The sequence below is a fragment of the Nocardia sp. CA-135398 genome (genome assembly GCF_050955845.1).
Classification (GTDB): Bacteria; Actinomycetota; Actinomycetes; order Mycobacteriales; family Mycobacteriaceae; genus Nocardia.
Genome location: NZ_CP192084.1, coordinates 2,631,686 through 2,652,526, shown reverse-complemented (window position 1 = coordinate 2,652,526; position 20,841 = coordinate 2,631,686). Strand labels below are relative to the sequence as shown.

The following is a 20,841-nucleotide window of genomic DNA, read 5'->3' as shown; positions in this document are numbered from 1 at the left end:
GCGGATGGAATAGTTTCGGACCACGGTCCGTTTAGGCCAGTGGTTGACGTAGAAACTACACACGAACAGGACTCGAGCTGTGGAACTGGGACTCACGACTTTCGCGGAGCTGCACCCGGTCGGCGACCGACCGGCGCCCACCGCGGCCGAACGGCTGCGCGAGGTGGTCGACGAGGCGGTCGCCACCGAACGCGCCGGACTCGACGTCTACGGCGTAGGCGAACATCACCGCAAGGATTTCGCGGCATCCGCACCCGCGGTGGTACTGGCCGCGATCGCGGCGCGGACCGAGCGCATTCAGCTGACCAGCGCGGTGAGCGTGCTGAGTTCGGATGATCCGGTACGGGTGTACCAGGATTTCGCCACGTTGGACGGACTCTCGAACGGTCGCGCCGAGCTGATGGCCGGACGTGGTTCGTTCACCGAGAGCTTTCCGCTGTTCGGTTACGACCTGAGCGACTATGACGAGCTCTTCGAGGAGAAGCTGGCACTACTGCTGCACATTCGCGCGGACGAGCCGGTGACCTGGAACGGCAAATTCCGTGCCCCGTTGCGCGATGCGGTGATCTACCCGCGCACGGACACGCGGCCGCTGCCGGTCTGGATCGCGGTCGGCGGCAGCCCGGAATCCGTGGTCCGCGCCGGACTGCTCGGCTTACCGCTGGCGATCGCGATCATCGGCGGCCAGCCCGCACGCTTCGAACCACTGGTGGACCTGTACCACCGCGCGCTGGAAGAGGGCGGCCACGACAAGCAGCCGGTGGCGGTGCACGCGCACGGCTATATCGCCGATACCGACGAACAGGCCGTCGCCGACTTCTACCAGCCGTATGCCGGGGCGATGAGTGCCCTTGGGCGCGAACGCGGTTGGGGCCCGATGACCCGTGCGCAGTTCGACGCCCTGCGCTCCCAGAGCGGTTCCCTCTTCGTCGGCACACCGGACTATGTCGCCGAAAAGATCACCGATATCCGCGACACCCTCGGCCTGGACCGCTTCATGCTGCACACCAGCGTCGGCACATTGCCGCACGAAAAGGTGCTGCGCAATATCGAATTGCTCGGTGCGAAGGTGGCACCCGAGGTGCGCTGACGAACCCCGGCGCCGAGGCACGGAAGGGGTCGCGCTGCGCTGAGCACCATACGATGGCCCCATGTCAGCACTGCCCCTGATCTTCACCGCGGGCTGGGCGAGCGGGGTCAATGCCTATGCGGTGGTTCTGCTGCTCGGGCTATTCGGCGTGGCCGGTCTGTCCGATGACGTGCCGGAGGCGCTGCAGCGCACCGATGTGTTGATCGCGGCCGGGGTGTTGTTCCTCATCGAGGCCGTCGCGGACAAGGTTCCCTATCTCGACAGCTTCTGGGATGCGGTGCACACCATCGTGCGCCCGGCATCGGGTGCGGTCGTCGCCGCACTGCTCGCAGGCCAGGACGGTTCGCTGCCCCAACTGGCGGCCGGTGCGGTCGGCGGAACCACCGCCCTGGCAAGCCATCTCGTGAAGGCCGGGACACGGATGGCGATCAACACCTCGCCGGAGCCCGCGAGCAATGTCGTCATGAGCCTCGTCGAGGATCTGACCGTCGGCGGCATCGTCACCGTCGCCATCTTCCACCCGGTCGTCGCGGCCATCTGCGCGGGCACACTGCTGGTGATCGGCGTGATCCTGGTGTATCTGCTGGCGAGCCGGATCCGCCGCTACCGCATTCGCCGCAGACAACGTCGCGAGGCCAAGCGCGCCGCGACCGTCTAGGCGGGTTTGCGCCACACCAGCGAGTAGCGCCAGAAGACCAGCCGCCGTACCCGCGCACCGGGCAGAATCGCCGTGACCCGGGCCCGCACCTGCCGCGTCGTCAGCGGCGGATCGAGCACGACCGGCATGACATCATGCGTCGCCTCGACCGCATACCAACTGCCTCGCCCACGCGCCCGAAGAATCCGAAACACCATCCCGAGCACCCGATGTCCGATCGCCGCTACCAACTCGACGGGCAATTCCCGCAGGAGATCGGGCCGCGGCAGTGCCACAGCGGCGATCACACCACCCGGCCGCACTGCCCGCGCCAAAACCGGCAGCACCTCATCGAGCGTCATATGGTGCAACGTGCTGATCGACACGATCGCGTCGTAGGCGCCCTCGCCCAGTGGTTCCGTCAGCACATCCCCGAGGATGCAGCGGACATTGTCCGGCGTGGCCTGCTTCGCGGCATCGATCATCACCGGCGACCGGTCGATCGCATCGACGTGCTCGACTCGCCGCGCGAGTTCCCCCGCGAATGTCCCGGCCCCACAACCGAGGTCCAACACCCGACTACACGGGTCGGGCAGCTGCCGCATGAGAAACCGTTGGTAGTAGGCGTTGTGACTCCAATTGAGCTCGGTCATCGATAACACCTTGCCACGCGTGCGCCGAAGCTCCGTCCGCGCCCGAAGTTATGTTCCGATCGCGGCGGAATTCCGTTGCGGAGCAGAGGATCTGGATCGGGGCGCGAACGAGGCGGCCGCTGATCGACACTGACCTGGTCCGAACCCGGATGGTCCGGGTGCCATCCGTCGATCACACCATTGGAGACAGTATGACCGAGTCGGTCATCCAGCTGCCCACCGCTGGAGAAACGGTTCTCGAAACCTATGAGCGAATCTCTCGACGCGGACCGCTGGTTCCGATCGAGCTGACCGGCGGTGTCGCGGCCTGGAGTGCGGTGAGCTATCAAGCCGTGAGCGAAGTGCTCGCTGGCGACGGCACAATCTTCAGCAAGAACGCCGAGAACTGCCCGGCCCTGCACGACGGAACCATTCCGGCGGATTGGCCGATGCGCGCGCTCACCGACATCGACCACATGTTGAACAAGGACGGCGAGGACCATCGGAGGTTACGCAAAACGATCAGCGCCGCGTTCACACCCGCTCGGGTGGCCGGGCTCGAACCCCGGATCCGCCAGATCGCTTCCGAGATCATCGATGACTTCGCCGACGAGAAAGGCGAATTCGATCTCATCCCACGATTCACCACCCCGTTTCCGGTGCGGGTGATCTGTGAGCTGTTCGGTGTGGAGAAGGCGGATCGGTCCCGAATCCGGGACTGGTCGACCACGATCGTGTCCCACACCAGCACCATCGAACAGATGCAGACCGCGATGGGCGAGATGATCGCATTCTTCACCCAGCTCATCGAGGGCAAACGGCGCGAGCCGGGTGACGACCTCACCTCCGCGTTGATCGAGGCCAACACCGACAATCTGACCACCGATGAGCTGGTCAACATGTTGTGGCTGGTGATCGTGGCCGGACACGAGACGACGGTGCACCTGCTGGCCAACGCGATCATCGCGCTCACGGAGAACCCCAGGCAACTGGACAAGGCACTCACGCAGGACCGTTGGGCGGATGTGGTCGAGGAGGCGCTGCGCTACCGGTCCCCGGTGTACAGCGCCAACCTGCGCTATGCCCAACAGGATGTCACCATCGCGGGCGTCGACCTGCCGAAGGGCGCGATCGTCATCTGGTACGGCGGTGTCGGGCGGGACCCGCAGCGATACCCGAACGCCGATGTCTTCGATATCGATCACGATCACCGCGGTCAGCTGGCCTTCGGGCGCGGGCCGCATATCTGCCTCGGCGCTCCGCTGGCCCGGCTGGAGGCGCGCATCGCGCTCTCCACGCTGTTCAACCGCTTCCCGCTGCTGCATCTGACGCGTGACTCGGCATCACTTCCGATCAGCCCGCAGATCCTGACCGCGGGCCCGCTCACTCTGCCGGTGCGGTTGTATCCGTCCGAATGACCGCCGCTGTCGGCTGGTCGATGGCCTCGGCCAGCCGACGTTTGCGGAATTCCCTCGGGGTTTCGCCGAATCGCGCCTTGAACGCGGCGGAGAACCAGGTGACGGTGAATCCGCTGCGCGCGGCGATTTCGCCGATGGTCAGTGGCGTGCTCGGGTTTTCGAGCATGCCGCGTGCGGCACGTAGGGATTCATCCTGGCGCACTTCACGATACGTGGTTCCGGCCTGCTCCAGCGCGGTGCGCAACTGCCGTGGCGACCAGCTCAGGGCCCTAGCCACCGCCGCCAGCCGGAGGTCGGCGACCCCGATATTGTCGCGCACATACCGGCGCACCGCCTCGGCCGTCTCGGCCAGCTGGGTCCGCTGCGGGGTCCTATCGCCCGCGGCCATCATGCAGAGCAGCTCGGTGGTCCGGTCGCAGACCGCGTTGAATTGACGGTCGGTGAGCCGGGATCGCTCGGCATGGGTGTCGCGGATCATGTTCCGGGCGATGCGGCCGAGCCCGGAGTCGAGGTCGAATACCGGTCGGCGCACGCCGAGCGGTGCTATCGCGTGATCGACCTCGGTGCGTGGGATCTGAAAGCCGAATGCCACCGAGCTGGGCACTGCTAACCGCAGTGCTTGGTCCAATCCGGTCAGGAGGGCCTGTCCCGGTGCCACACAGGTGGTTTCGCGATCATCGGCGACCGTGAACGACCCGCGCTCCGGGACCACCAGCCAGTAGATGTTCTCCGCGGGCATCCGGCGGATGTGTGACGGTGTGCGAAACGCCAGTCGATCGCCCGGCTGATCCCAGCGCAGCAGGTTGTAGCTCGCCGTATGCTGCGTGATCAGCGTGACCTGCCACTGGTTTCGATCTCGATATCGGTGGTCCATCGGAACGATGCTGTTGGCCACAGCGGTCCATTCATCGATACCGGTCACGTGCAGTTCGTCGTATCTCATGTCGACACCCCGATCACCTCACCGGATAACGATATCCGCTCCGCTGAACAAAAGGTCGGCCGGACGGGATCGCGGTGACCGCGCTGGGTCTACCAGCTGCGCATGCGGTGCGCGACTGTGCAGTTCGCGCAGGAAGACTTCCACCGCCAGCTGTGCCAGTTGCTTTCCGGGGCAGGTATGCCGACCGAACCCAAAGGTCAAGGGCACCTTTCCGGCGCTGTCCATCGCCAGTGGATCCGCGAATGCCCTCGGATCGCGATTCGCGGCACCGAACATCACTAGCACCGGCCCTTTCGGAAGCCTGGTACCGCTGCGTAAAACGATGGGGCGCACGATGTTCCGCTTCCAGCCCACCAGTCCCGGATCGAGCTGCAGCACCTTGGCAGCGACGCGGGCGGCGCCCGCCGGTTCGCCGAGCAGCTTCCACCACTTCCGATCCGGGTCGCCGAGCAGCCGCTGCATACCCTGCTGGATACTGCCGCTGACAGTGTGCACACCGGCCGCCAGCGAGTTCGCGACCGCGGAGACCGCCACCCTCGGCGGGATACCGGCCGCACGCAGATGCCCCGGAAAGCCCGTGCCGTGCTGGCGGCTGTGCGCCACCGCCAGTCCGCTGACGGTGAACAATCGGCCGAGTGCGCCGACCGCGTCGGCCAGCTCGCGTCCGCGCATCCGCCGACCGAGCAGACCGGACTGAGCACCGCTCCATTCCGCTACCGCGGGCCAATCTCGTTGCGGCAGACCGACAGTCTCGCCGATAATGCGGGCGGCGTAGGTAATCGAAACCGCGGTCACGTCGAGCGGTTCGGTTACTTCTCCCGGCACCGGCAGCGACTGTCGGAAATGTTCGGCGAGCGCGTCCGCCCGCTCGGATCGCGTGTCCGCGTGCACCGTGAAGTATCCGCTCGGCCCCGCCATACAGGCCCACACCCGCCGGTGCAGGACGTCGTCGGTCAGGTCCGCCGTCGCCTTCGCGGGCGGCGGGAGCAAATGACGACAAAAATGGCCCACCGCACGCGGATTCACGGCGATACGTCCGAAACCGACCAATGGTCGTAGTGATTGCGCATTCGAGATTTCAGGCGCCGCGGCTTCCAGCAGTTCTCGCACATCGTCGTAGCGCCACACCAAGCACAGCCCGGAATCATGCCGGCGGCTGGGTTCGGGCCGAGCGTGCAGCAGTCGGTACCCTTCGTCACGCTCCGAATAGGTCAGCTGGTTGGAAGTCAGCCGCGAGAAGGGGAATTCCGCTGCCATTCTGCCTGCCTGTCGATCGAACGCTGCGCGATGCAGCAATATATTGCCCGACAATAGAACTCAGGCATGCACCGCTGGCCTGAAAACATAAGTTTCCCTGCCTCGGAACATAATTGAGGCGGTGCCCCATGCGTGACGCGCTTGTCGACCCGGCCGGTTCGTAGGTAGTTCGGGCAACTGCCGCGCCGCGTTGACATTGGTCCGGCCTGCGGGTTACCCATGAGTCATGCACAACGACGGAATCATCTGACCGTGGGCACGCTACTGGCGTTGGTTTCCGCGTTGAGCTACGGGCTGTCGGATTTCCTGGGTGGAGTCGCATCACGGCGCGTCGGATTCGGACGTGTTGCCCTGCTCGGCCAGCTCGGCGGGTTCGTCGGCACCGCGCTCGTCGGCCCGTTCGTCTCCCATACGGTGCCGCAGCCGGTGGATCTCGGCTGGGGAGCACTCTCCGGCGTGGGGACCGGTATCGCCATGACATTCCTGTTCCGCGGAATCAGCCGCGGGGCAATGTCCGTGGTCGTACCGGTCAGTGCCGTCGGCGGTGTGGCGCTGCCGGTTCTGATCGGAACCGTCCTACTCGGTGAACATCCGACACCATTGGCCTGGGCCGGGATTATACTCGCACTGCCTGCTCTCTGGCTCGTCGCGGGCGGCACCACCGGCACCGGTCCGATTGCCGGCGCCGCCATCGGTGACGGTCTCATCGCCGGTCTCGGGATCGCCGTGCAGTATCTGGCGCTGGCACAGGCCGCGCCCGCGGCCGGGATCTGGCCGGTGACGGCGGGCCGGGCCGCGGCCGTTGTCGTCGTCGCCCTGCTCGCATGGCAGCTCGCGTCCGAATACGCGGATACCGCACCGGCCCAACGACATCGCGACGATCTCCTGGCCGCATGTTCCGGCATCCTCGCCGCGGTAGCGCTGGTGTCCTACCTCTTCGCGACCCGGACGCAATATCTGGCGGTGGCAGTCGTGCTGTCCTCGCTCTATCCCGTAGTCCCGGTAATTCTGGGCGTGTCCGCACTGAAGGAGCGACTGCGCCGAAGTCAGGTCATCGGGCTGGCGGCCGCATTGATCGCCAGCACCATCATCGCCACTTCCTGATGCGTGACAACAGATCTCAGAACGGGATGCTGCTCATAGCAGCTGGGGCAGCATGATGAGCGCGACGGTGAGCGCGAGAACGGACAGGATGATTCCCGTGACCGCCAGACCCTTGGCGCGACGTCGTCCGGTGCAGCCGACGATCGCGAGGACGAGTCCGGGAATCGCGAACGGGAGACCGACCAACGGTCGCACACCGGTCAGGTCGATCGGCAGGAACGGGAGTACGCAACCGACGATGCCGAGGATCACCGAGGCGATGGCGAGCCACGGCCCCTGCCGCGCATCGGTCGACTGTGGGCCGCCATGCCATCCGGGATCGTTGGTATACACCCAGGGTTGCTGCTGCTGAAAAGGATTCGGCGCGGGCGGGATGGGCGTGGAGTATCCGACGTTCGGGCCGGGAGTCGCCGCTCCCGGGCGCCAGGCCGGGTTGTCGGGCGGCGGCGGACTGTACGACATCGGTGATCCTCACTCACGATTCCCCGAGAATGGCCTGCTATCGTCTGCCAGTCACAATAGCCGCATACCGCACGGTCGGCCCGATGCGGATCCGCGCGCATGCGGCAACGACACCTCTCGTCACGGGCAATCTGAAAATGGTTCCGGTCCAGGGCTGTTCAGCCTATATTCGAATGCGTGTTCGAAGCACTGGTCGAGCGGGCGCTCCTCAACCCGGTCGGCGCGGCGCTACTCAATGCATCGGACATATCCTCGCAGCAGCACTGATCCGAACGGCGGCGCGACAGAGGGGGTTATCGAGGGATGGCACAGGCGACGAAGCTGTTGCGGGATATCGAGCCGTTGACGGCACCCGAGCGACAGCATGCGATCGCGGCGGGAGCGTTGCGATTGGCGGGGACGCCCGAGCTAGGGCAGCTACTGGCCGATCTGGCGGGGCGGGGGTACTACGAGCGGGTCATCGCGATTCGCATGGCCGCGGTCGTCGCCGACCATGAGCATCTGCTGGCCGAACTCGATTCAGGGGGACCGGAATTCGGCACGCGAGCGGTCGTCGGGCTGGTACGGACAGGCGTCGAACCCGCGGTGCTGATCGAGCGACTGCCCCGGATGTCGCAGCGGATACGTCGCACCATGTATCGAGCCCTCGGCTATGGTCAGCGCTGCCGGCTGGCCGACCCCCTGCTGCCGGAAGTGCGGCGCTGGTTCGGCGATGCCGAGGCCGCACGGATACTGCCGAATTGCTCACCTCCGGTGGTCGCGAAGTATTTGCCGGAACTCGATTACGCGATCGAGAACTGGGCCGCATTGGGCCGCAGGCATATCGACGCGGTCCTCGACCATGTCGAGGGGCTCGCGGCGGAGGCGGGCGAATCGGACTGGCCGAATCTGTGGCGCTGGATTGCGGCCGGCGCCGTTCCGGCCGCCCGACGCCACCCGGATCGGCTGCTCGACCTCGCTGCCCGCGCGGTCCGGTACACCTCGATCCATGAATTGGGTTCAGCGGCCGGACAACTCGCGCGGCACGACTGCGCCCGGGTCGTCGAGCTGATTCTGGATCCGACCGGACATGGCACCGGCCTCAGCGGAACCGCCCTGTGGCGGCCGCTGAGCGGACTCCCCGATGATCGGCTGGTGGCACTGGGCACGGTCTACTCCGGATACCAGCGCGAACGGTTTCTGCGCGCACTTCCGCTGGCCCGCCGCGCCATCGTGGTGCGGCAGGTCTTCGCCCGACCCGGTGTCGATCCCGACCACGTCCCGATGGCCGCGCTCGATGCCCTACCGCGCCAGGAACGTACGGCCCTCGCGCGCGAACTCCTGGACCGGCCCGGCGGGGCAGATGTGCGCGCGGTCCGCGAACGGTTGACCGCTCGTCTGCCCTGGGACGAGGCCGAACCGGTACTGGCCGAGGCGATTCGGCGCCCGACAGCCGATGAGCGCGGGCAGGCATACCCGCTGTTCATCGCCGCGGCCGCGGGCACCCGCGATCCCGCGACCGTCGGCACCATGCTCGAATCCCTGCGCCGCCTGCGCAATGAACAGGATCCGGTGCGCTGCGCCGCACTTCAGGCGATCAACCGAGTTCCGCCATCGCTGCTGCGTGCCGAACACCTCCCGGCTCTCGAACAACTCGGCTCGGACGCACTGCAAGCGCGCGACTGCTCCTATCCGACCAGAACAACCATCTCCGGACTGGCGCGAACGCTGCTCCGCCGTGGGGTCGAAATCGATGACCCATCCTTCACCGCGTCCGCGCTGCACCTGATCGAAAGCCTCGCGACCCATGCGATTTTCCCGGATCTGAGCGACCTGGACCGATCGCTCCCGCGCGGCACCGAACAGCGGATCTTCGCGGCGCTACGCCGACGAATCGACAACGACGCCGCCCGCGACGAATGGCGCCTGACTCTCGACCTGGCCGATGGGCTGAACAAGCGAGCCTGGAAAATCCCTGGCCTACAACAACTCCTGATACGCGCATGCGGGGCGCGCGATGATCATGTGGTCCGGCGGGCGGTGCGCTTGGCGCTGAGCAATCCGACCACTCGCGACCAGAGCCTCACCACCCTGCTGAACCGGGACCGCTCGCTGATCACGCTGGATATCGTCCAGCGGCTGATCGCCACCCGACGCACGGATCTACTCGATTCGCTCCTCGGCTCCGCGACACCCGGACGCTTCGCATCGCCGAAGGTGCGCTTGGTGCCCGACTTCTACTCCGGATTCGACCGCTGGCCCCCGCGGCAGATCGAATCGTATGCTCGGCTGCTGGCCAGCCACGCCGAGTCGAAGAAGTCGGCGCAATACGAAAAGGTCCAGGCGGTAAGGATTCTGGGCCGACTGCCGGGTAGCGCGGTCCGCCTCGCGGAATACACCGAGCACCCCGATATACCGATCGCCGAGGCGGCACTCACCGCATTGGGACGCAGCGACCAACCCGAAGCGGCGATCGAACTGCTCGCCCGCCATATCGACACCGATCGAGCGCGCGTCGCGGTCAGCAGCATCGCGACCTGCACCAAAAGCCTTGGGCCCGATAAGGTCGTGAATGCTGTCGCAGCACTGCTCGAGTCCCCGAAGATCACCGCACGCAAGGAAGCGGTCCGGCTGCTCGCCGAACTGCACGCCCCGGATGCGATGGATGCGCTCCAGACGCTGTGGGCGCAGCCGGATCTGCATCGCGATATCCGCCGAGCGGTGGTCTTCGCCTGCCGCTGGCTGTTGGACACCGATTCCGCCTGGCGGATATTCGCCGATGCCGCAGCCGATCCCACGGTGGCGGATGAAATCCTGAACCTGCGACCGGAACTGCTGCCGATCGCCCAGCGTCACCGCATGGCCGAGCTGATCCGGCAGATAGCCGCGAGCACCGACGGTCAACTCGCCGCCCGGGCAATCCCGGTATTGAAGCGTTGGAGCCGCTGGAGTCCGCCCGATACCGCGATGATGTTGGCGCACCGGATCTGCGACCTCGATGAACTCGGCCTGTGGTTGCCCGCCGCACAGGCGCTCGTAGACAATATCGCGGCCACCGCAGCCAATTCGGCGCTGACAACCGCGGTCGATCGGCTACTCGCGGCGGGCGATCATCGCATCCCGGGACGTGACCTGCCCGCCGTACAGCGCCTGGTCGGACTGACCACCGCGCTCGGCACGGCGGCCGAACGCTCCGATGCTGCCCGGTTCGCGGCGGGCGCGCTCGCCGATCGGTTGTCGACCGAGCCGTTCTGGGCCGAAGCGGCCATCGATCTGTATCTGGCCCAAATCCGGTGGACGGAAAGCGAACCGACCGCTCGGTTGATTCAGCGCGCGGGTGCGGTCGCGGCTGGCGCGCTGGTCGACCGTCCCGCACAACAACTGAAGGCGACCTTACCGAGCGCGCTGCGTACCGCGCGGCCGGAGACGATGCTCGCCATCGCAGATACGCTATCGCGTAGCGACGAGTTGGCCAGCCTGCTTGCCGCGGTGACGCTGATCCGGCAGTGCGGGAAGCGCTTCGGTTGGTCGGCACCATGGGTCGATCTGCTCGCCGCGCTGCGCGCACACGACACGACCGATATTCGCGTTGCGGCGACAACGGTCTGGATGGTTGCCGAATGAGTTCGGGCACTGGCGAATTCGCAAGCGGCGGCGAATTCGTGGCGGGCGTGCCGCGCCAGTCGACCACGCGGCACGCCGGGCGGGGCGCCCCGTTGCGCCCGCCGTCACTGTGCCGGCGACGTTTGCATCCTGGTCGGGTCACTGGTCGGATAACGCGGACCCGGGACGTCGCCAATTGAGCAGTAACGCTCTCGGGGCAGTGTCGAAATTGCGGACGAAGGTCGCCGTCAGGACTTCACTGTTCAGGCAAACGGCGGCGGCCACCGGCCACGTCGGTTACCAGATCAGTGTAGCCGTCGACGAGTTCGGCCAAGTGGTACCAGTGTTTATGGGTATTGTCGCTGCGCGCGCCGTCGACATCTATGGCCGTGTTGGCGTCCACCCAGCTGCGCGCCATCCGATCCACCACCGCGCCGAGGCTCTCGGTATGTAGCGAGGCGCCATTGCGATGCTCCGGGATCTCCTGCGCAATCCACTCGTTGATATCATCGACGAGTTCGCTACGACGGCAATCGATTTCGGCCACGAGGTTCATGTCCTTGACCTCGGCCCGGCGTGCGTGCAGTTCAGCGAGAGCGTGTGCGGAACGCAGTAATTCACGATCTTGAAAACGTCGTCCCTGGAATGCACACAATATCTGCGGAGCGGTCGGCAGCACCCCTACCGTAGGCGCGCTCATCGCCGTACTCCGAATTCACCCGACACCAACGCGCTTTGTACCAACATGATTGGCTCTCGATTCGGTAATCCCGGTCATCGGATCGGTTCTTCACAACTAGCGTAGCTGGATCATGCTCTTACAAATGCAAGAACGCAAGAGTGCGTTCTCATTGCTGCGGTTACGACTCGATCACCGAGTAGCAGCCCCACAGACAGCTGGTGACAACGACTTTCACGCTCGATACTCATCGGGAGCTGGACCGGTGGCCAAGAGTTTGCCACATCATCGCCCAGCGCGTGGGCAGTATGCGATCGCCGCCTACGGGCGGGGGTCCCGAGGTAACTAGTCACCCCACCCGCTGGACTCGAGGATCGTCTCCCAGGTCGGCTGCGCCAGCTCCGGGTGACGCAGGCGCAGAATCTCACCGGGCAGTGTGCCCAGCGGCGCCTTGTTCGGATTGGCGACGGTCTGCGCCTCGATGGCCGCGGTGAGCGCGCGAGTACCGCCCAGTCGCGGGTACGCGCGGTGCACCCGATCCGCGTACCCCGGCGGCAGATCGCCGGGACCGGCCGCGACGTCGATGCCGATGCCCGACACCGCGATCCAGATCTCCGCCGGACGCCGACGCCGGTAGACCGGCGACTCGGTGAGCCCGGTGGTATGCGCGGCAATTCCGTCCCATACGATATCCACTCGTCCGTCGGTAAGGCCGTTGTCCTCGAGGAACTTCGCGGCGAAATCCGCCCCGTCCATTTCGAATCGCTGGTCACCGTCGGCTATTTCGGCGAGGCCGATATCGTGCAGCACACAAATCAGGAACATCAGTTCTTCGTCGTAGTCCGCGCCGGGACGCATACCGGCCCGCTCGGCGAGAGCGCGCCCGAAAAGAAATCCGCGCACGCTGTGATTGCGCAGCGATGTGGCCAGTTCGCGCGTCACCAATTCCTGTGCGGCACCGGCCAGTGGAGTCGATGGCAAAGACAATGAATCCGGTTGTGCCGCAGCGGTTCTGCCGGACCATAGTAGCGTGGTACCGGCCAATCCCACACCGAGGACAGTGCGTCGTGAAACGGGCATGGGTCAACTCCTGATCTATTCGTGCGGTGCTGAATTCGGCAAAAATTCGCTACGGCGCGTGAAAACGATGGCGATAATCGGTGGGTGTAATGCCGAGTAATTTCGAGAAGATGCGCCGCATCGTCTCCTCGGAACCGAAGCCGCAGTGCCGCGCAATGGTGGCCACCCCGTCGGTCGCGGATTCGAGCAATGCCTGGGCGGCCTCGACCCGTACCTGCTCGACGTAGCGGCCCGGCGATATCCCTATTTCCTTGGCGAACAAGCGCGTCAGATGACGTTCACTCAGCGCGGCACGTTCGGCCATGGCGGCCAGACGGTGATCGGCCGCCGGATCCGCGACCACGGCATCGACGACCCGACGCAGTCCGGGCGCGCGCGGCGTTCCGATGCTGTTGCGGACGCTGAACTGGGATTGCCCACCGGGTCTGCGCAGGAATACCACCAGATGTTTGGCAAGTGCGCGCGCCAGCTCGGCGCCGTGGTCCTCCTCCACGAGCGCGAGTGCCATATCGATGCCCGCGGTCACACCCGCCGAGGTGATGATCGGGCCGTCGCGCACATAGATGGCATCGGGGTCCACCGCGATTCCGGAGTAGCGTGCCGCGAGCTCACCGCAGGCCAGCCAGTGCGTGGTGGCCCGCCGCCCGTCGAGCAGCGCGGCCTCGGCCAAGACGAATGTGCCCGTACACACTGACGCGATCCTGCGCGCGTCGGCGGCGACCGCGCCCACCGCGGCGCTCAGGGCGGGCCGAATCGGTTCTCCCACCGCGTATCCCGGCACGACCAAGGTATCGATCCGCCCGGTGAAATCCGTGATCGCGCCTTCCACCCCGAGCGGCGCACCGACATCGGTCGAGACCGCGCATCCGTCCGGCGAGGCGAATCTGATCCGATGTCCCGCCCAGTGCAGTACCTGCACCGGCCCGGCCACATCGAGCAGCAGCACACCATCCGAAACCGCCACCACGATGTCGCCGCGCTCCGCCGATCCCATGCTCCCAGTCTCGAGTGGCGAGGCCGCGGCTACAAGGACGAATACCCCACAGATCCGGCCATCGACCCGCGATCCGCCGCGACGAGGGCATATCGCGCGAAATCTCCGAACTTCACTACTGCAAAAGGCGGTAGTCTCTGACCACACTGCGATTGCATATTTGCGGTGTGTGGCGGGCACTTACTACAGACATGTACGCAAGAGTGCTATCGGGTGCGCCGGGCGAAAGGGTTGTCATGGCAGGCAAGCGCACAGTCCTCACCGCGGGTTTGCGGCGGCTCTCGGTGCTACTGACCGAGATGCGCGAACACGCGGGGCTGAGCAAAGAGGATGTCAGCGGCAAGACCGGCATCAATATCACCACGCTGTACCGCATCGAGACGGCGCAGGCGCGCCCGCAGCGACGCACACTGATGGCGATGCTGGATCTGTACGGCGTCACCGAACAGCAGCGCACCGACGCGCTCGAGCTCCTCTCGGACGCACTCAAACCCGGCATGTCCCGCCCGTACGAGGCGACGCTGACCGAGGTGCACGCGGCCTACATCAACTTCGAATCCGAGGCGCTCTCGGCCCGGCACTACCAAACCTCCTATATCCCAGGGCTATTGCAGACCTCGGACTATGCCGAGGCGGTCATCGACACCAACATGCCGAAGCTGGACGGAGCCACGGTGTCGCACAATGTGCGGGCGCGGATGGATCGGGCCATGCATCTCACCAAACCGGATCCGCTAGAGCTGTGGGTGGTGCTGGACGAGGCGGCGATCCGGCGGATGGTCGGCGGACCTGATGTCATGAAAGCACAGTTGAAGCGGCTGCTCGACGATTCGCAGATGAAAAACGTTATCCTGCAGATACTTCCGTTCAGCGCGGGCGTGCATCCCGGTATGGCCGGATCGTTCACGCTGCTGGACTTCAAGGATCCGGCCGATCCGGAGCTGGTGTATGTCGAGGGCATCGCGGGCGATCAACTGATCGAGGGGCACCCCCAGATCCGCCGCTTCGGCATCATTTTCGACCAATTGCGCGCCATGGCGCTCAGCCCGCGCGACTCCATGGCGCTGATCGACAAGGCCGCCAAAGAGATGAGCTGATCAGCGGCGGCTGGCCCGTCGGTAGCCGAGCGCCGCGGGGACCGCGAAAACGACGAGCGCGCCGACACACCAGGCGATGGTGGCCAGCAGCGGGTCGCGCACCGGACCGCCGAGGGACAACCCGCGCATGGCATCGATGGCATAGGACATCGGCTGATGTCGCACGATCGGCTGCGCCCACTTCGGATAGGCGATCAGCGGCACGAATCCGGAACTGAAGAACATCAGCAGCGACGAACCGAGCGAAACCGCCTCCACCAGAGCGGCTTTCGCGCTGAATACCGCCACCGCCGTCACCACGGTGGCGAACGCGATGCCGAATATCAACGGCACCCCGAACAGCGCGATGCCCGCCAACAAGCCCTGTTCGAATCGGAAACCGAGTGCGACGCCCACCGCGAACAACACCGCGGTGCACAACAGGATCCGGATCGCCTCGGCCAGAATGCGCGCGGCAAGTCCGGACGCGCGATGCACCGGCAATACCCAGAAGCGGGCCAGCAGGCCCTCGTCGCGTTCGCGGCCGAGGGTGATGGCACCGGCCACCGATCCGGACATCACGCCCACCAGCGCGACCATCGGCACCGAACCGTAGAGCGCACTCGCACCGGAAAAGGACGAAATCTGGCGTCCGAGCACGGTATTCAGCATCACCAGCAGTAGCGCGGGAAAGATGAGCGACTGCACGACGGTCAGCGGATCACGCCACCAGCGCACCAGTAGCCGCTTGGTCTGGATCAGTGTCTGCGGGATCAGCAGACGCCAGGTCTCGGTCCGCCCGTGGACCTTGGGCAATTCCTCGGTGGGAGTCAGTACCTCGGTCATGCCGACCTCCGGATCGAGACGAATACCGCACCCGCGCCGAAGACGATGGCGAGCCCGAGCGTCCAGGCCAGCGCGGGCCCGAAGATGGACCAGCCGACCTCGCCCGCATTACCCGTCGAATCACCGGCGAGTGCTCGCAGTCCGTACACGAACTGCGATACCGGTTGGTTGCGCGCGAAACCCTGGATCCAGTGCGGGAATTGGTGGGCGGGAGCGAATCCGGTGGACACCATACCGAGGATCAGCTGCGGCAGGATGAGTGCCTGAGTGGTCGCCTCCGGACTCTTGGTCAGGCTGCCCAACAGATCAGCGCCCAGGCACAGCGCCAGTGCGATCAGCATTGCGAAGCCGATGAAACCAATTGTGTCCCACCAGCTTCCATAGAAACGGAAGCCGATCACATAGCCGGATACCAGCGCAGCGGCCAAGGAGACCGCGGCCCGATACAGCCCTGCCGTGACCCGGGCCGCCAGCGGCACCGGCGAACCCATCGGCATCGATCCGAAGCGGATATTGAGCCCGTCCTTGGCGTCGGTGGCGGAGCGGAATGCCGCGGTGATCGCACAGAAGGCGATCGCCTGCATCACGATCATCGGCATCAGGAATTGGGCATAGCTGCTCAGGCCGTGTCCGTAGACGGTCATCACCAGGTTCAGCGGCACGTAGAAGCCGACAGTGAAGACCGTGGGCGCCAGCAGTGCGGTGATCAGTTCGCCATTGCGCCACGACGGCCGGACCAGCCGGGACGTCAGCGCCCACCATTGCGCCGCTGTCGCCATCCGCGGCGGCGGTGCGTCCACCAACCTCTCGCTGCTCAGGCGGCGATTTTCCCCGTCGCCGCGGTCCTGCTGGACGGTGCTCGATCCCGCGTCGCTGCCGATGCTCATCTGCACGCTCCCATCCTGCGCGTCAACCGTGCTTGTCGGTGGGGAACCGGCTGTTCTCAGCATGTCGCACACAACCGGAGCCGGTGCAGCTTTCCGCACACTTCGCCTACGTACCGCATGGTCGTCTCGCTCGTCTCGTCCGAAATCGGGCGCACCGCTGCCACGCGGGCGATCAGGTCGCGGTCCAATCTCGCCGAACCGATGACATTTCGATACCTCCCCCCGGTGTCGGAACGAGACTCCGAGGGGGCGAGGAATCCCACCAAGGTGTCTGCCGATTCGACACGAACGGTGGCTCACGGGTAGGTGAATGATGCAGCACCGCTATCGGTTTCGACGGAATGTCCGATTCGCGAAGTGACTACCGCGCACGGGGTGAGTAATGTATGCCCCGATGACCAGCATGGAAGCCCGTTTCCGTGAAGCAGCGCGGACCGTGCCCCTCCCCAGTCCTTGGAATCTGTCCGCCTACCTCGCAAGTGTCGCCGCGCACCGTGGTCGTTCCATCTCGCTGCAGGCGATCCCCGCCGCCGCGCTCGCGGATATCGGTTGTCGCGGCAGCGGACTCTGGGTCGCGCGCGGTCACGACGACATCATCGTCTACGACGCGTCCGCCACCGAGCGCAATGCGGATCACATCATCCTGCACGAGATCGGTCACATGCTGTTCGGGCACGGCAAGGAAGGCGCGGAGGCAGGCAAGCCGATCACACCGTCGCTGGCCGCACTGTTGCCGTCCATCTCACCGTCGTCGATCAAGCACGTGCTCGGCCGCGAGCAGTTCGGCGCCGATGGTGAACGGGAAGCCGAGGTATTCGCCGATATGACCATGGTCTATGCCACCCTGCCGCGCCGCCCGACGCGTTCGTTCCGACTGTTCGGGCGCGGGCGCTAGCCACCGGGTAGTCGGCGGGTGCCCTCCCGTAGTCCATCGACGAGATCCTGATAGCTATCGGCCAGCTCGTTGAGCTGCACCCACGCCTCATAGAAGACGGCCTCGGGCGCCGCGGACAGTGGCACGAAGGCCTGCGCGGTCATTCTGGCCAGCCGATCCACCAGCTGGCCGACGGTTTCGGAGGTCAACTGCGCCTCCGAGCACGGCACCGGCATCGCCAGCGCCACCCACACGTCGATCGAGCGCACCAGTTGGGCACGTCGCCGATCCAGCTTGGCCATCTCGGACACCGGCGTCCGCTCGCGAATTTCGTGCAGCTGCGCCAATTCCCCCGCCGCCTCCAACATCGGATGATCGTCGTGCGGTAGCCCGCGGCATGCAGACAGCAACATATCCCGCCCCGGAATCATCCGGTTACTTTCGACATTCCTCATCTGGGCCTCCCGCTGACGCCGGACCGCGTCGCGGTCGGCGAACCTCCCGACCAGCAACGCCGTTTCCGCACCGCACGACCACACGCGACGCTTCGATTATCGACCCAGATCCGCCCCCGCGAACAGAAACCGTCGATATCAATCTGTTACAGACATTCGCCTTCGTGGCAAATACGCAGTAACCCAAGCTATGGTCCGGCGGTGAGCAAGCGAGAAGCCTCGACTAGGCGGGTATGTCTCGGCCCAGGCCATCGGTCAGATAGTCCTGACCGCCGACATAGAACGTGCGACCGGATTCGCTTGCGGCACTTGCGGCCTCGCCGACGACGGCGGCGAACTCCTCGATGGTCGGCAGTGCGCCGTGATCGCGGCGAGCCGAAACCGCCTCGGGATTGCGACGTTCCAGTAGGCGCACGATGATCGTGCCATCGATCATGTCGCCGGACACCACATTCAGCCCGATGCCATGCTCGGTCAGCTCCGGAATCATCGCACGCAAGGCGTCCTCACCCGCACGCTTGCTCGCGGCGATCGGCTCATAGTCCGCCGGAACGGGTTTGCGGCCGTGGAAGTGGGCCTGATGGCTGGTCACGAAGACGATCCGGCCGCCGGATGGCAGGTGCGGCAAGGCTTCCCGCACCAGACGGACCTGCGCGTCACGGTTCAACGCCGTCGCATAGTCGGGCGCGGCATCGCGCTCGAGACCGCCGGACGCGTTGAGCACCAACACATCCAGCCGACCGAACTCCGCCACCACTTCGGCGATCATGGCCGCGGTGGCGTCCGCATCCGCGATATCCGCACCGGCGATCGAGGCACTGCCGCCAGCGGCACCGATCTCATCGGCGATCGTCTGGGCGCGCTTGCGCTTCTCCCGATAGTTGATGATCACGTGATCACCGCCCGCCGCCAGCACTTTCGCCGTCTCGGCTCCGATCCCCCGCGACGCGCCGGTGATCAGCACAATCCGTCGTTCCGTCGAGTCGCCCACCATCTGCCTCTCGCTCATGCCCACACCTCACTTGCGCTCGGCTCCGGTACGAGCGAGGCGCTCGGCTGTGTTGCTTGTTCGCGCCCACAGCAATGCTTCTAATTTAGAATCACTATGGTAGTTCGAAATGAGAAGTGCAAATGGAGCCAAGCCGTCGCGCGGGCGAAACGACCCGGCGCACGCGCCCATGCTGGCCACCATGGAGCTCATCGGCCAACGCTGGATCCTGCGCGTGCTCTGGGAGTTGGAACCCGGCCGCCTCGGCTTCCTCGAACTGCGCCGCCGCATGGGCAACTGCTCGTCGAGCATGCTCTCGACTCGCCTGCAACACCTCCAGACCGCGGGCGTGATCAGCAAGAACGCCGACAAAACCTACGAACTCACCCCGGCGGGCCTGGACCTCACCGCGGCCCTGCAACCACTATGGAGCTGGTCCGAACGCTGGACCCCGCCATCCCCCGATCCCGAGCAGTAGCTACGACAAAGGCGGTCCCCGACCGGGAACCGCCTTCGCCTATCCAAGGGTTACTTCAAGCGGAGCTTGCCGAACAGACCTTCCTTCTCGTCATCCGGACCCGCGGTGAAGTACAGCGAATCGGCATCGCCCAGGCTCTCGCCATTGCCGAACATCAGGGCCCACAGACCTTCGATCTCGACCGGCTGGCCCTTCTCATCGCGCAGGTAGTCGACGAACTTGCCGGTGGCGTCGTCGTAGGCGAGCACATGGCCGAGGCCGCCGAAGTTGCCGACCAGCAGCTTGCCGCTGAGCGGACCGAAGTTCGCGGGCGCCACCGCGACACCCCACGGCGCATTGAGGCGACCGCCGTCGTCGAGGATGCGGACCAGCTTGCCGCTGCCGTCGAATTCCGCGACCTTGCCCTTGGCGGGCTTGCCCTTGGCGTCCTTCTCCTGGTCCTTGTCGAGCGAATCCTCTTCGGCCTTGTCGAACTTGGCGGCGTCCTGCTCATCGGGCTTGGTGTCCGCGTAGGAGACGAATACCCGGTTGCCGATGGTGGTCACGTTGAACGGCGCGGGATCGCCGGGCTTGGCCTTCTTGCCCTTATCCGGTGCGGCCGCGTCGATCTGATCGCCGGTGGCGAAGGGGTTGGCGAAGCCGACGGTCGGGATCAGCTGCCAGTCCTTGTCGAAGGTGCGGATCTGCGGGTTCTCGCCGAAATCGGCGGCGAGCAGCTTGTCACCGGACGGGGCAAGCGCGATGCCGAAGAACGCCATGCCCTGGGATTCGCCGTCGAAGACCAGGTTCGCCGGACCATCATGCCGGATGATCGCGCCCTCGGGACCCTGCTCGGTCCATGCCGAAATCTTGCCGGAGTCGGTGGCGAAGATGAACCGCGACGAACCGGTCAGCGGCACCGGCGCACCGTCGACGTCCACCGGCTGGTCGCGCACGACGAACAGATCAGAGGTGATGGGAGCGCCGTTGAAGACGACGCCGGTGGTCTTGCCGATGCTCTTATCGGAGGTGTCGGCATCCGCGCCCGGAATCGTGACGATCTGCAGTGGATCCTGGAACAGCTTCTGCACCTTGGGATCTGCGGACGCGCTGACATCCCCGACGAACTGGAAGGACTTACCCCCGGCGCCGACCCAGAAATGCCCGCCCGCACCCTTGGGGCGATCGGCTAGCCCCCACGCGTTCACCATATCCGGAAAGGTGTACTGCGCTTTGTATTCGGCATTGTTGGCGGCGAGGTTGGTCTGCGCGTAGTGATTGCCGTCGAGGGCAGGCACTTCATCGTTAGACGACTTCGAATCCGAGCATGCCGCGGCCACGACCAAGGCAGCGCCGAGCACCGATGCGCGCAGCAGACCG

The 20,841-nt window shown here is 65.5% G+C and carries 20 protein-coding genes; 8 read left to right on the top strand and 12 right to left on the bottom strand.

Going from position 1 to position 20,841, the window contains the following annotated elements; translation table 11 throughout:
• Nucleotides 1-79: 79 nt before the first annotated feature.
• Entirely contained in the window at nucleotides 80-1,090 is a 1,011-nt protein-coding gene (locus ACQP1T_RS11805) for an LLM class flavin-dependent oxidoreductase (protein WP_433759979.1), read from the top strand.
• A 61-nt stretch (nucleotides 1,091-1,151) separates the two neighbouring features.
• Nucleotides 1,152-1,748: a DUF4126 domain-containing protein gene (locus ACQP1T_RS11800; RefSeq protein WP_433759978.1), complete on the top strand. Its 597-nt coding sequence runs from the start codon at nucleotides 1,152-1,154 to the stop codon at nucleotides 1,746-1,748.
• Here ACQP1T_RS11800 and ACQP1T_RS11795 read toward each other — a convergent pair.
• Nucleotides 1,745-2,380: a class I SAM-dependent methyltransferase gene (locus ACQP1T_RS11795; protein WP_433759977.1), complete on the bottom strand. Its 636-nt coding sequence runs from the start codon at nucleotides 2,378-2,380 to the stop codon at nucleotides 1,745-1,747. The genes ACQP1T_RS11800 and ACQP1T_RS11795 overlap by 4 nt on opposite strands.
• Before the next feature lie 191 nt (nucleotides 2,381-2,571).
• Between ACQP1T_RS11795 and ACQP1T_RS11790 the strand changes: the two genes are divergently transcribed.
• A complete protein-coding gene (locus ACQP1T_RS11790; RefSeq protein WP_433759976.1) occupies nucleotides 2,572-3,777 on the top strand; it encodes a cytochrome P450 family protein in 1,206 nt (401 codons plus the stop codon).
• On the opposite strand, the gene ACQP1T_RS11785 is transcribed toward ACQP1T_RS11790, so the two are convergent.
• Nucleotides 3,743-4,720 carry an AraC family transcriptional regulator gene (locus ACQP1T_RS11785; RefSeq protein ID WP_433759975.1) on the bottom strand — a complete coding sequence of 326 codons (978 nt, stop codon included), beginning with the start codon at nucleotides 4,718-4,720 and terminating at the stop codon, nucleotides 3,743-3,745. The genes ACQP1T_RS11790 and ACQP1T_RS11785 overlap by 35 nt on opposite strands.
• A gap of 18 nt (nucleotides 4,721-4,738) precedes the next feature.
• Nucleotides 4,739-5,977, bottom strand: coding sequence for a hypothetical protein (locus ACQP1T_RS11780; protein ID WP_433759974.1), 1,239 nt, complete (start codon nucleotides 5,975-5,977; stop codon nucleotides 4,739-4,741).
• 252 nt (nucleotides 5,978-6,229) lie between these two features.
• On the opposite strand from ACQP1T_RS11780, the gene ACQP1T_RS11775 reads away from it, so the two are divergent.
• Nucleotides 6,230-7,081, top strand: a complete 852-nt coding sequence (locus ACQP1T_RS11775) for an EamA family transporter (RefSeq protein WP_433759973.1) — start codon at nucleotides 6,230-6,232, stop codon at nucleotides 7,079-7,081.
• Between the two features lie 33 nt (nucleotides 7,082-7,114).
• Here the strand turns inward: ACQP1T_RS11775 and ACQP1T_RS11770 are convergent, their stop codons facing one another.
• Nucleotides 7,115-7,543 (bottom strand): DUF4190 domain-containing protein, encoded by a 429-nt coding sequence (locus tag ACQP1T_RS11770; protein ID WP_433759972.1) that lies wholly within the window; start codon nucleotides 7,541-7,543, stop codon nucleotides 7,115-7,117.
• A 303-nt stretch (nucleotides 7,544-7,846) separates the two neighbouring features.
• Between ACQP1T_RS11770 and ACQP1T_RS11765 the strand changes: the two genes are divergently transcribed.
• Nucleotides 7,847-11,146, top strand: a complete 3,300-nt coding sequence (locus tag ACQP1T_RS11765; protein WP_433759971.1) for a hypothetical protein — start codon at nucleotides 7,847-7,849, stop codon at nucleotides 11,144-11,146.
• Between the two features lie 235 nt (nucleotides 11,147-11,381).
• Here the strand turns inward: ACQP1T_RS11765 and ACQP1T_RS11760 are convergent, their stop codons facing one another.
• The 3 genes from ACQP1T_RS11760 to ACQP1T_RS11750 form a co-directional block, all read right to left on the bottom strand.
• Nucleotides 11,382-11,825 (bottom strand): DUF4254 domain-containing protein, encoded by a 444-nt coding sequence (locus ACQP1T_RS11760; RefSeq protein WP_433759970.1) that lies wholly within the window; start codon nucleotides 11,823-11,825, stop codon nucleotides 11,382-11,384.
• A 324-nt stretch (nucleotides 11,826-12,149) separates the two neighbouring features.
• A complete protein-coding gene (locus tag ACQP1T_RS11755) occupies nucleotides 12,150-12,884 on the bottom strand; it encodes an HD domain-containing protein (RefSeq protein ID WP_433759968.1) in 735 nt (244 codons plus the stop codon).
• Nucleotides 12,885-12,933: 49 nt separating this feature from the next.
• Nucleotides 12,934-13,878, bottom strand: a complete 945-nt coding sequence (locus ACQP1T_RS11750) for a GlxA family transcriptional regulator (RefSeq protein ID WP_433759966.1) — start codon at nucleotides 13,876-13,878, stop codon at nucleotides 12,934-12,936.
• Nucleotides 13,879-14,114: 236 nt separating this feature from the next.
• On the opposite strand from ACQP1T_RS11750, the gene ACQP1T_RS11745 reads away from it, so the two are divergent.
• Nucleotides 14,115-14,975: a helix-turn-helix domain-containing protein gene (locus ACQP1T_RS11745; protein WP_433759965.1), complete on the top strand. Its 861-nt coding sequence runs from the start codon at nucleotides 14,115-14,117 to the stop codon at nucleotides 14,973-14,975.
• Here ACQP1T_RS11745 and ACQP1T_RS11740 read toward each other — a convergent pair whose 3' ends face one another.
• Both ACQP1T_RS11740 and ACQP1T_RS11735 read right to left on the bottom strand, forming a co-directional pair.
• Complete coding sequence (locus ACQP1T_RS11740) at nucleotides 14,976-15,800, bottom strand: ABC transporter permease (RefSeq protein WP_433759964.1); 825 nt, start codon at nucleotides 15,798-15,800, stop codon at nucleotides 14,976-14,978. It lies immediately after the preceding gene.
• Entirely contained in the window at nucleotides 15,797-16,579 is a 783-nt protein-coding gene (locus ACQP1T_RS11735) for an ABC transporter permease (protein WP_433762150.1), read from the bottom strand. The genes ACQP1T_RS11740 and ACQP1T_RS11735 overlap by 4 nt, the downstream gene beginning before the upstream one ends.
• A 502-nt stretch (nucleotides 16,580-17,081) precedes the next feature.
• Between ACQP1T_RS11735 and ACQP1T_RS11730 the strand changes: the two genes are divergently transcribed.
• Nucleotides 17,082-17,582, top strand: coding sequence for a hypothetical protein (locus tag ACQP1T_RS11730; RefSeq protein ID WP_433759963.1), 501 nt, complete (start codon nucleotides 17,082-17,084; stop codon nucleotides 17,580-17,582).
• Here ACQP1T_RS11730 and ACQP1T_RS11725 read toward each other — a convergent pair.
• Both ACQP1T_RS11725 and ACQP1T_RS11720 read right to left on the bottom strand, forming a co-directional pair.
• Nucleotides 17,579-18,016: a DUF4254 domain-containing protein gene (locus ACQP1T_RS11725; RefSeq protein ID WP_433759962.1), complete on the bottom strand. Its 438-nt coding sequence runs from the start codon at nucleotides 18,014-18,016 to the stop codon at nucleotides 17,579-17,581. The genes ACQP1T_RS11730 and ACQP1T_RS11725 overlap by 4 nt on opposite strands.
• Before the next feature lie 223 nt (nucleotides 18,017-18,239).
• Nucleotides 18,240-19,025 (bottom strand): SDR family oxidoreductase, encoded by a 786-nt coding sequence (locus ACQP1T_RS11720; protein ID WP_433759961.1) that lies wholly within the window; start codon nucleotides 19,023-19,025, stop codon nucleotides 18,240-18,242.
• Nucleotides 19,026-19,134: 109 nt separating this feature from the next.
• On the opposite strand from ACQP1T_RS11720, the gene ACQP1T_RS11715 reads away from it, so the two are divergent.
• Entirely contained in the window at nucleotides 19,135-19,482 is a 348-nt protein-coding gene (locus ACQP1T_RS11715) for a winged helix-turn-helix transcriptional regulator (RefSeq protein WP_433759959.1), read from the top strand.
• A gap of 50 nt (nucleotides 19,483-19,532) precedes the next feature.
• Here ACQP1T_RS11715 and ACQP1T_RS11710 read toward each other — a convergent pair whose 3' ends face one another.
• Nucleotides 19,533-20,837 carry a TIGR03118 family protein gene (locus tag ACQP1T_RS11710; protein WP_433762148.1) on the bottom strand — a complete coding sequence of 435 codons (1,305 nt, stop codon included), beginning with the start codon at nucleotides 20,835-20,837 and terminating at the stop codon, nucleotides 19,533-19,535.
• Nucleotides 20,838-20,841 lie beyond the last annotated feature (4 nt).

Coding starts and splice junctions, on each gene's coding strand:
- ACQP1T_RS11725 (WP_433759962.1), bottom strand. CDS start 18,016: ATGAGGAATGTCGAAAGTAACCGGATGATTCCGGGGCGGGATATGTTG.
- ACQP1T_RS11780 (WP_433759974.1), bottom strand. CDS start 5,977: ATGGCAGCGGAATTCCCCTTCTCGCGGCTGACTTCCAACCAGCTGACC.
- ACQP1T_RS11790 (WP_433759976.1), top strand. CDS start 2,572: ATGACCGAGTCGGTCATCCAGCTGCCCACCGCTGGAGAAACGGTTCTC.
- ACQP1T_RS11800 (WP_433759978.1), top strand. CDS start 1,152: ATGTCAGCACTGCCCCTGATCTTCACCGCGGGCTGGGCGAGCGGGGTC.
- ACQP1T_RS11770 (WP_433759972.1), bottom strand. CDS start 7,543: ATGTCGTACAGTCCGCCGCCGCCCGACAACCCGGCCTGGCGCCCGGGA.
- ACQP1T_RS11745 (WP_433759965.1), top strand. CDS start 14,115: ATGGCAGGCAAGCGCACAGTCCTCACCGCGGGTTTGCGGCGGCTCTCG.
- ACQP1T_RS11785 (WP_433759975.1), bottom strand. CDS start 4,720: ATGAGATACGACGAACTGCACGTGACCGGTATCGATGAATGGACCGCT.
- ACQP1T_RS11765 (WP_433759971.1), top strand. CDS start 7,847: ATGGCACAGGCGACGAAGCTGTTGCGGGATATCGAGCCGTTGACGGCA.
- ACQP1T_RS11740 (WP_433759964.1), bottom strand. CDS start 15,800: ATGACCGAGGTACTGACTCCCACCGAGGAATTGCCCAAGGTCCACGGG.
- ACQP1T_RS11730 (WP_433759963.1), top strand. CDS start 17,082: ATGACCAGCATGGAAGCCCGTTTCCGTGAAGCAGCGCGGACCGTGCCC.
- ACQP1T_RS11755 (WP_433759968.1), bottom strand. CDS start 12,884: ATGCCCGTTTCACGACGCACTGTCCTCGGTGTGGGATTGGCCGGTACC.
- ACQP1T_RS11735 (WP_433762150.1), bottom strand. CDS start 16,579: ATGGCGACAGCGGCGCAATGGTGGGCGCTGACGTCCCGGCTGGTCCGG.
- ACQP1T_RS11750 (WP_433759966.1), bottom strand. CDS start 13,878: ATGGGATCGGCGGAGCGCGGCGACATCGTGGTGGCGGTTTCGGATGGT.
- ACQP1T_RS11720 (WP_433759961.1), bottom strand. CDS start 19,025: ATGAGCGAGAGGCAGATGGTGGGCGACTCGACGGAACGACGGATTGTG.
- ACQP1T_RS11715 (WP_433759959.1), top strand. CDS start 19,135: ATGAGAAGTGCAAATGGAGCCAAGCCGTCGCGCGGGCGAAACGACCCG.
- ACQP1T_RS11795 (WP_433759977.1), bottom strand. CDS start 2,380: ATGACCGAGCTCAATTGGAGTCACAACGCCTACTACCAACGGTTTCTC.
- ACQP1T_RS11760 (WP_433759970.1), bottom strand. CDS start 11,825: ATGAGCGCGCCTACGGTAGGGGTGCTGCCGACCGCTCCGCAGATATTG.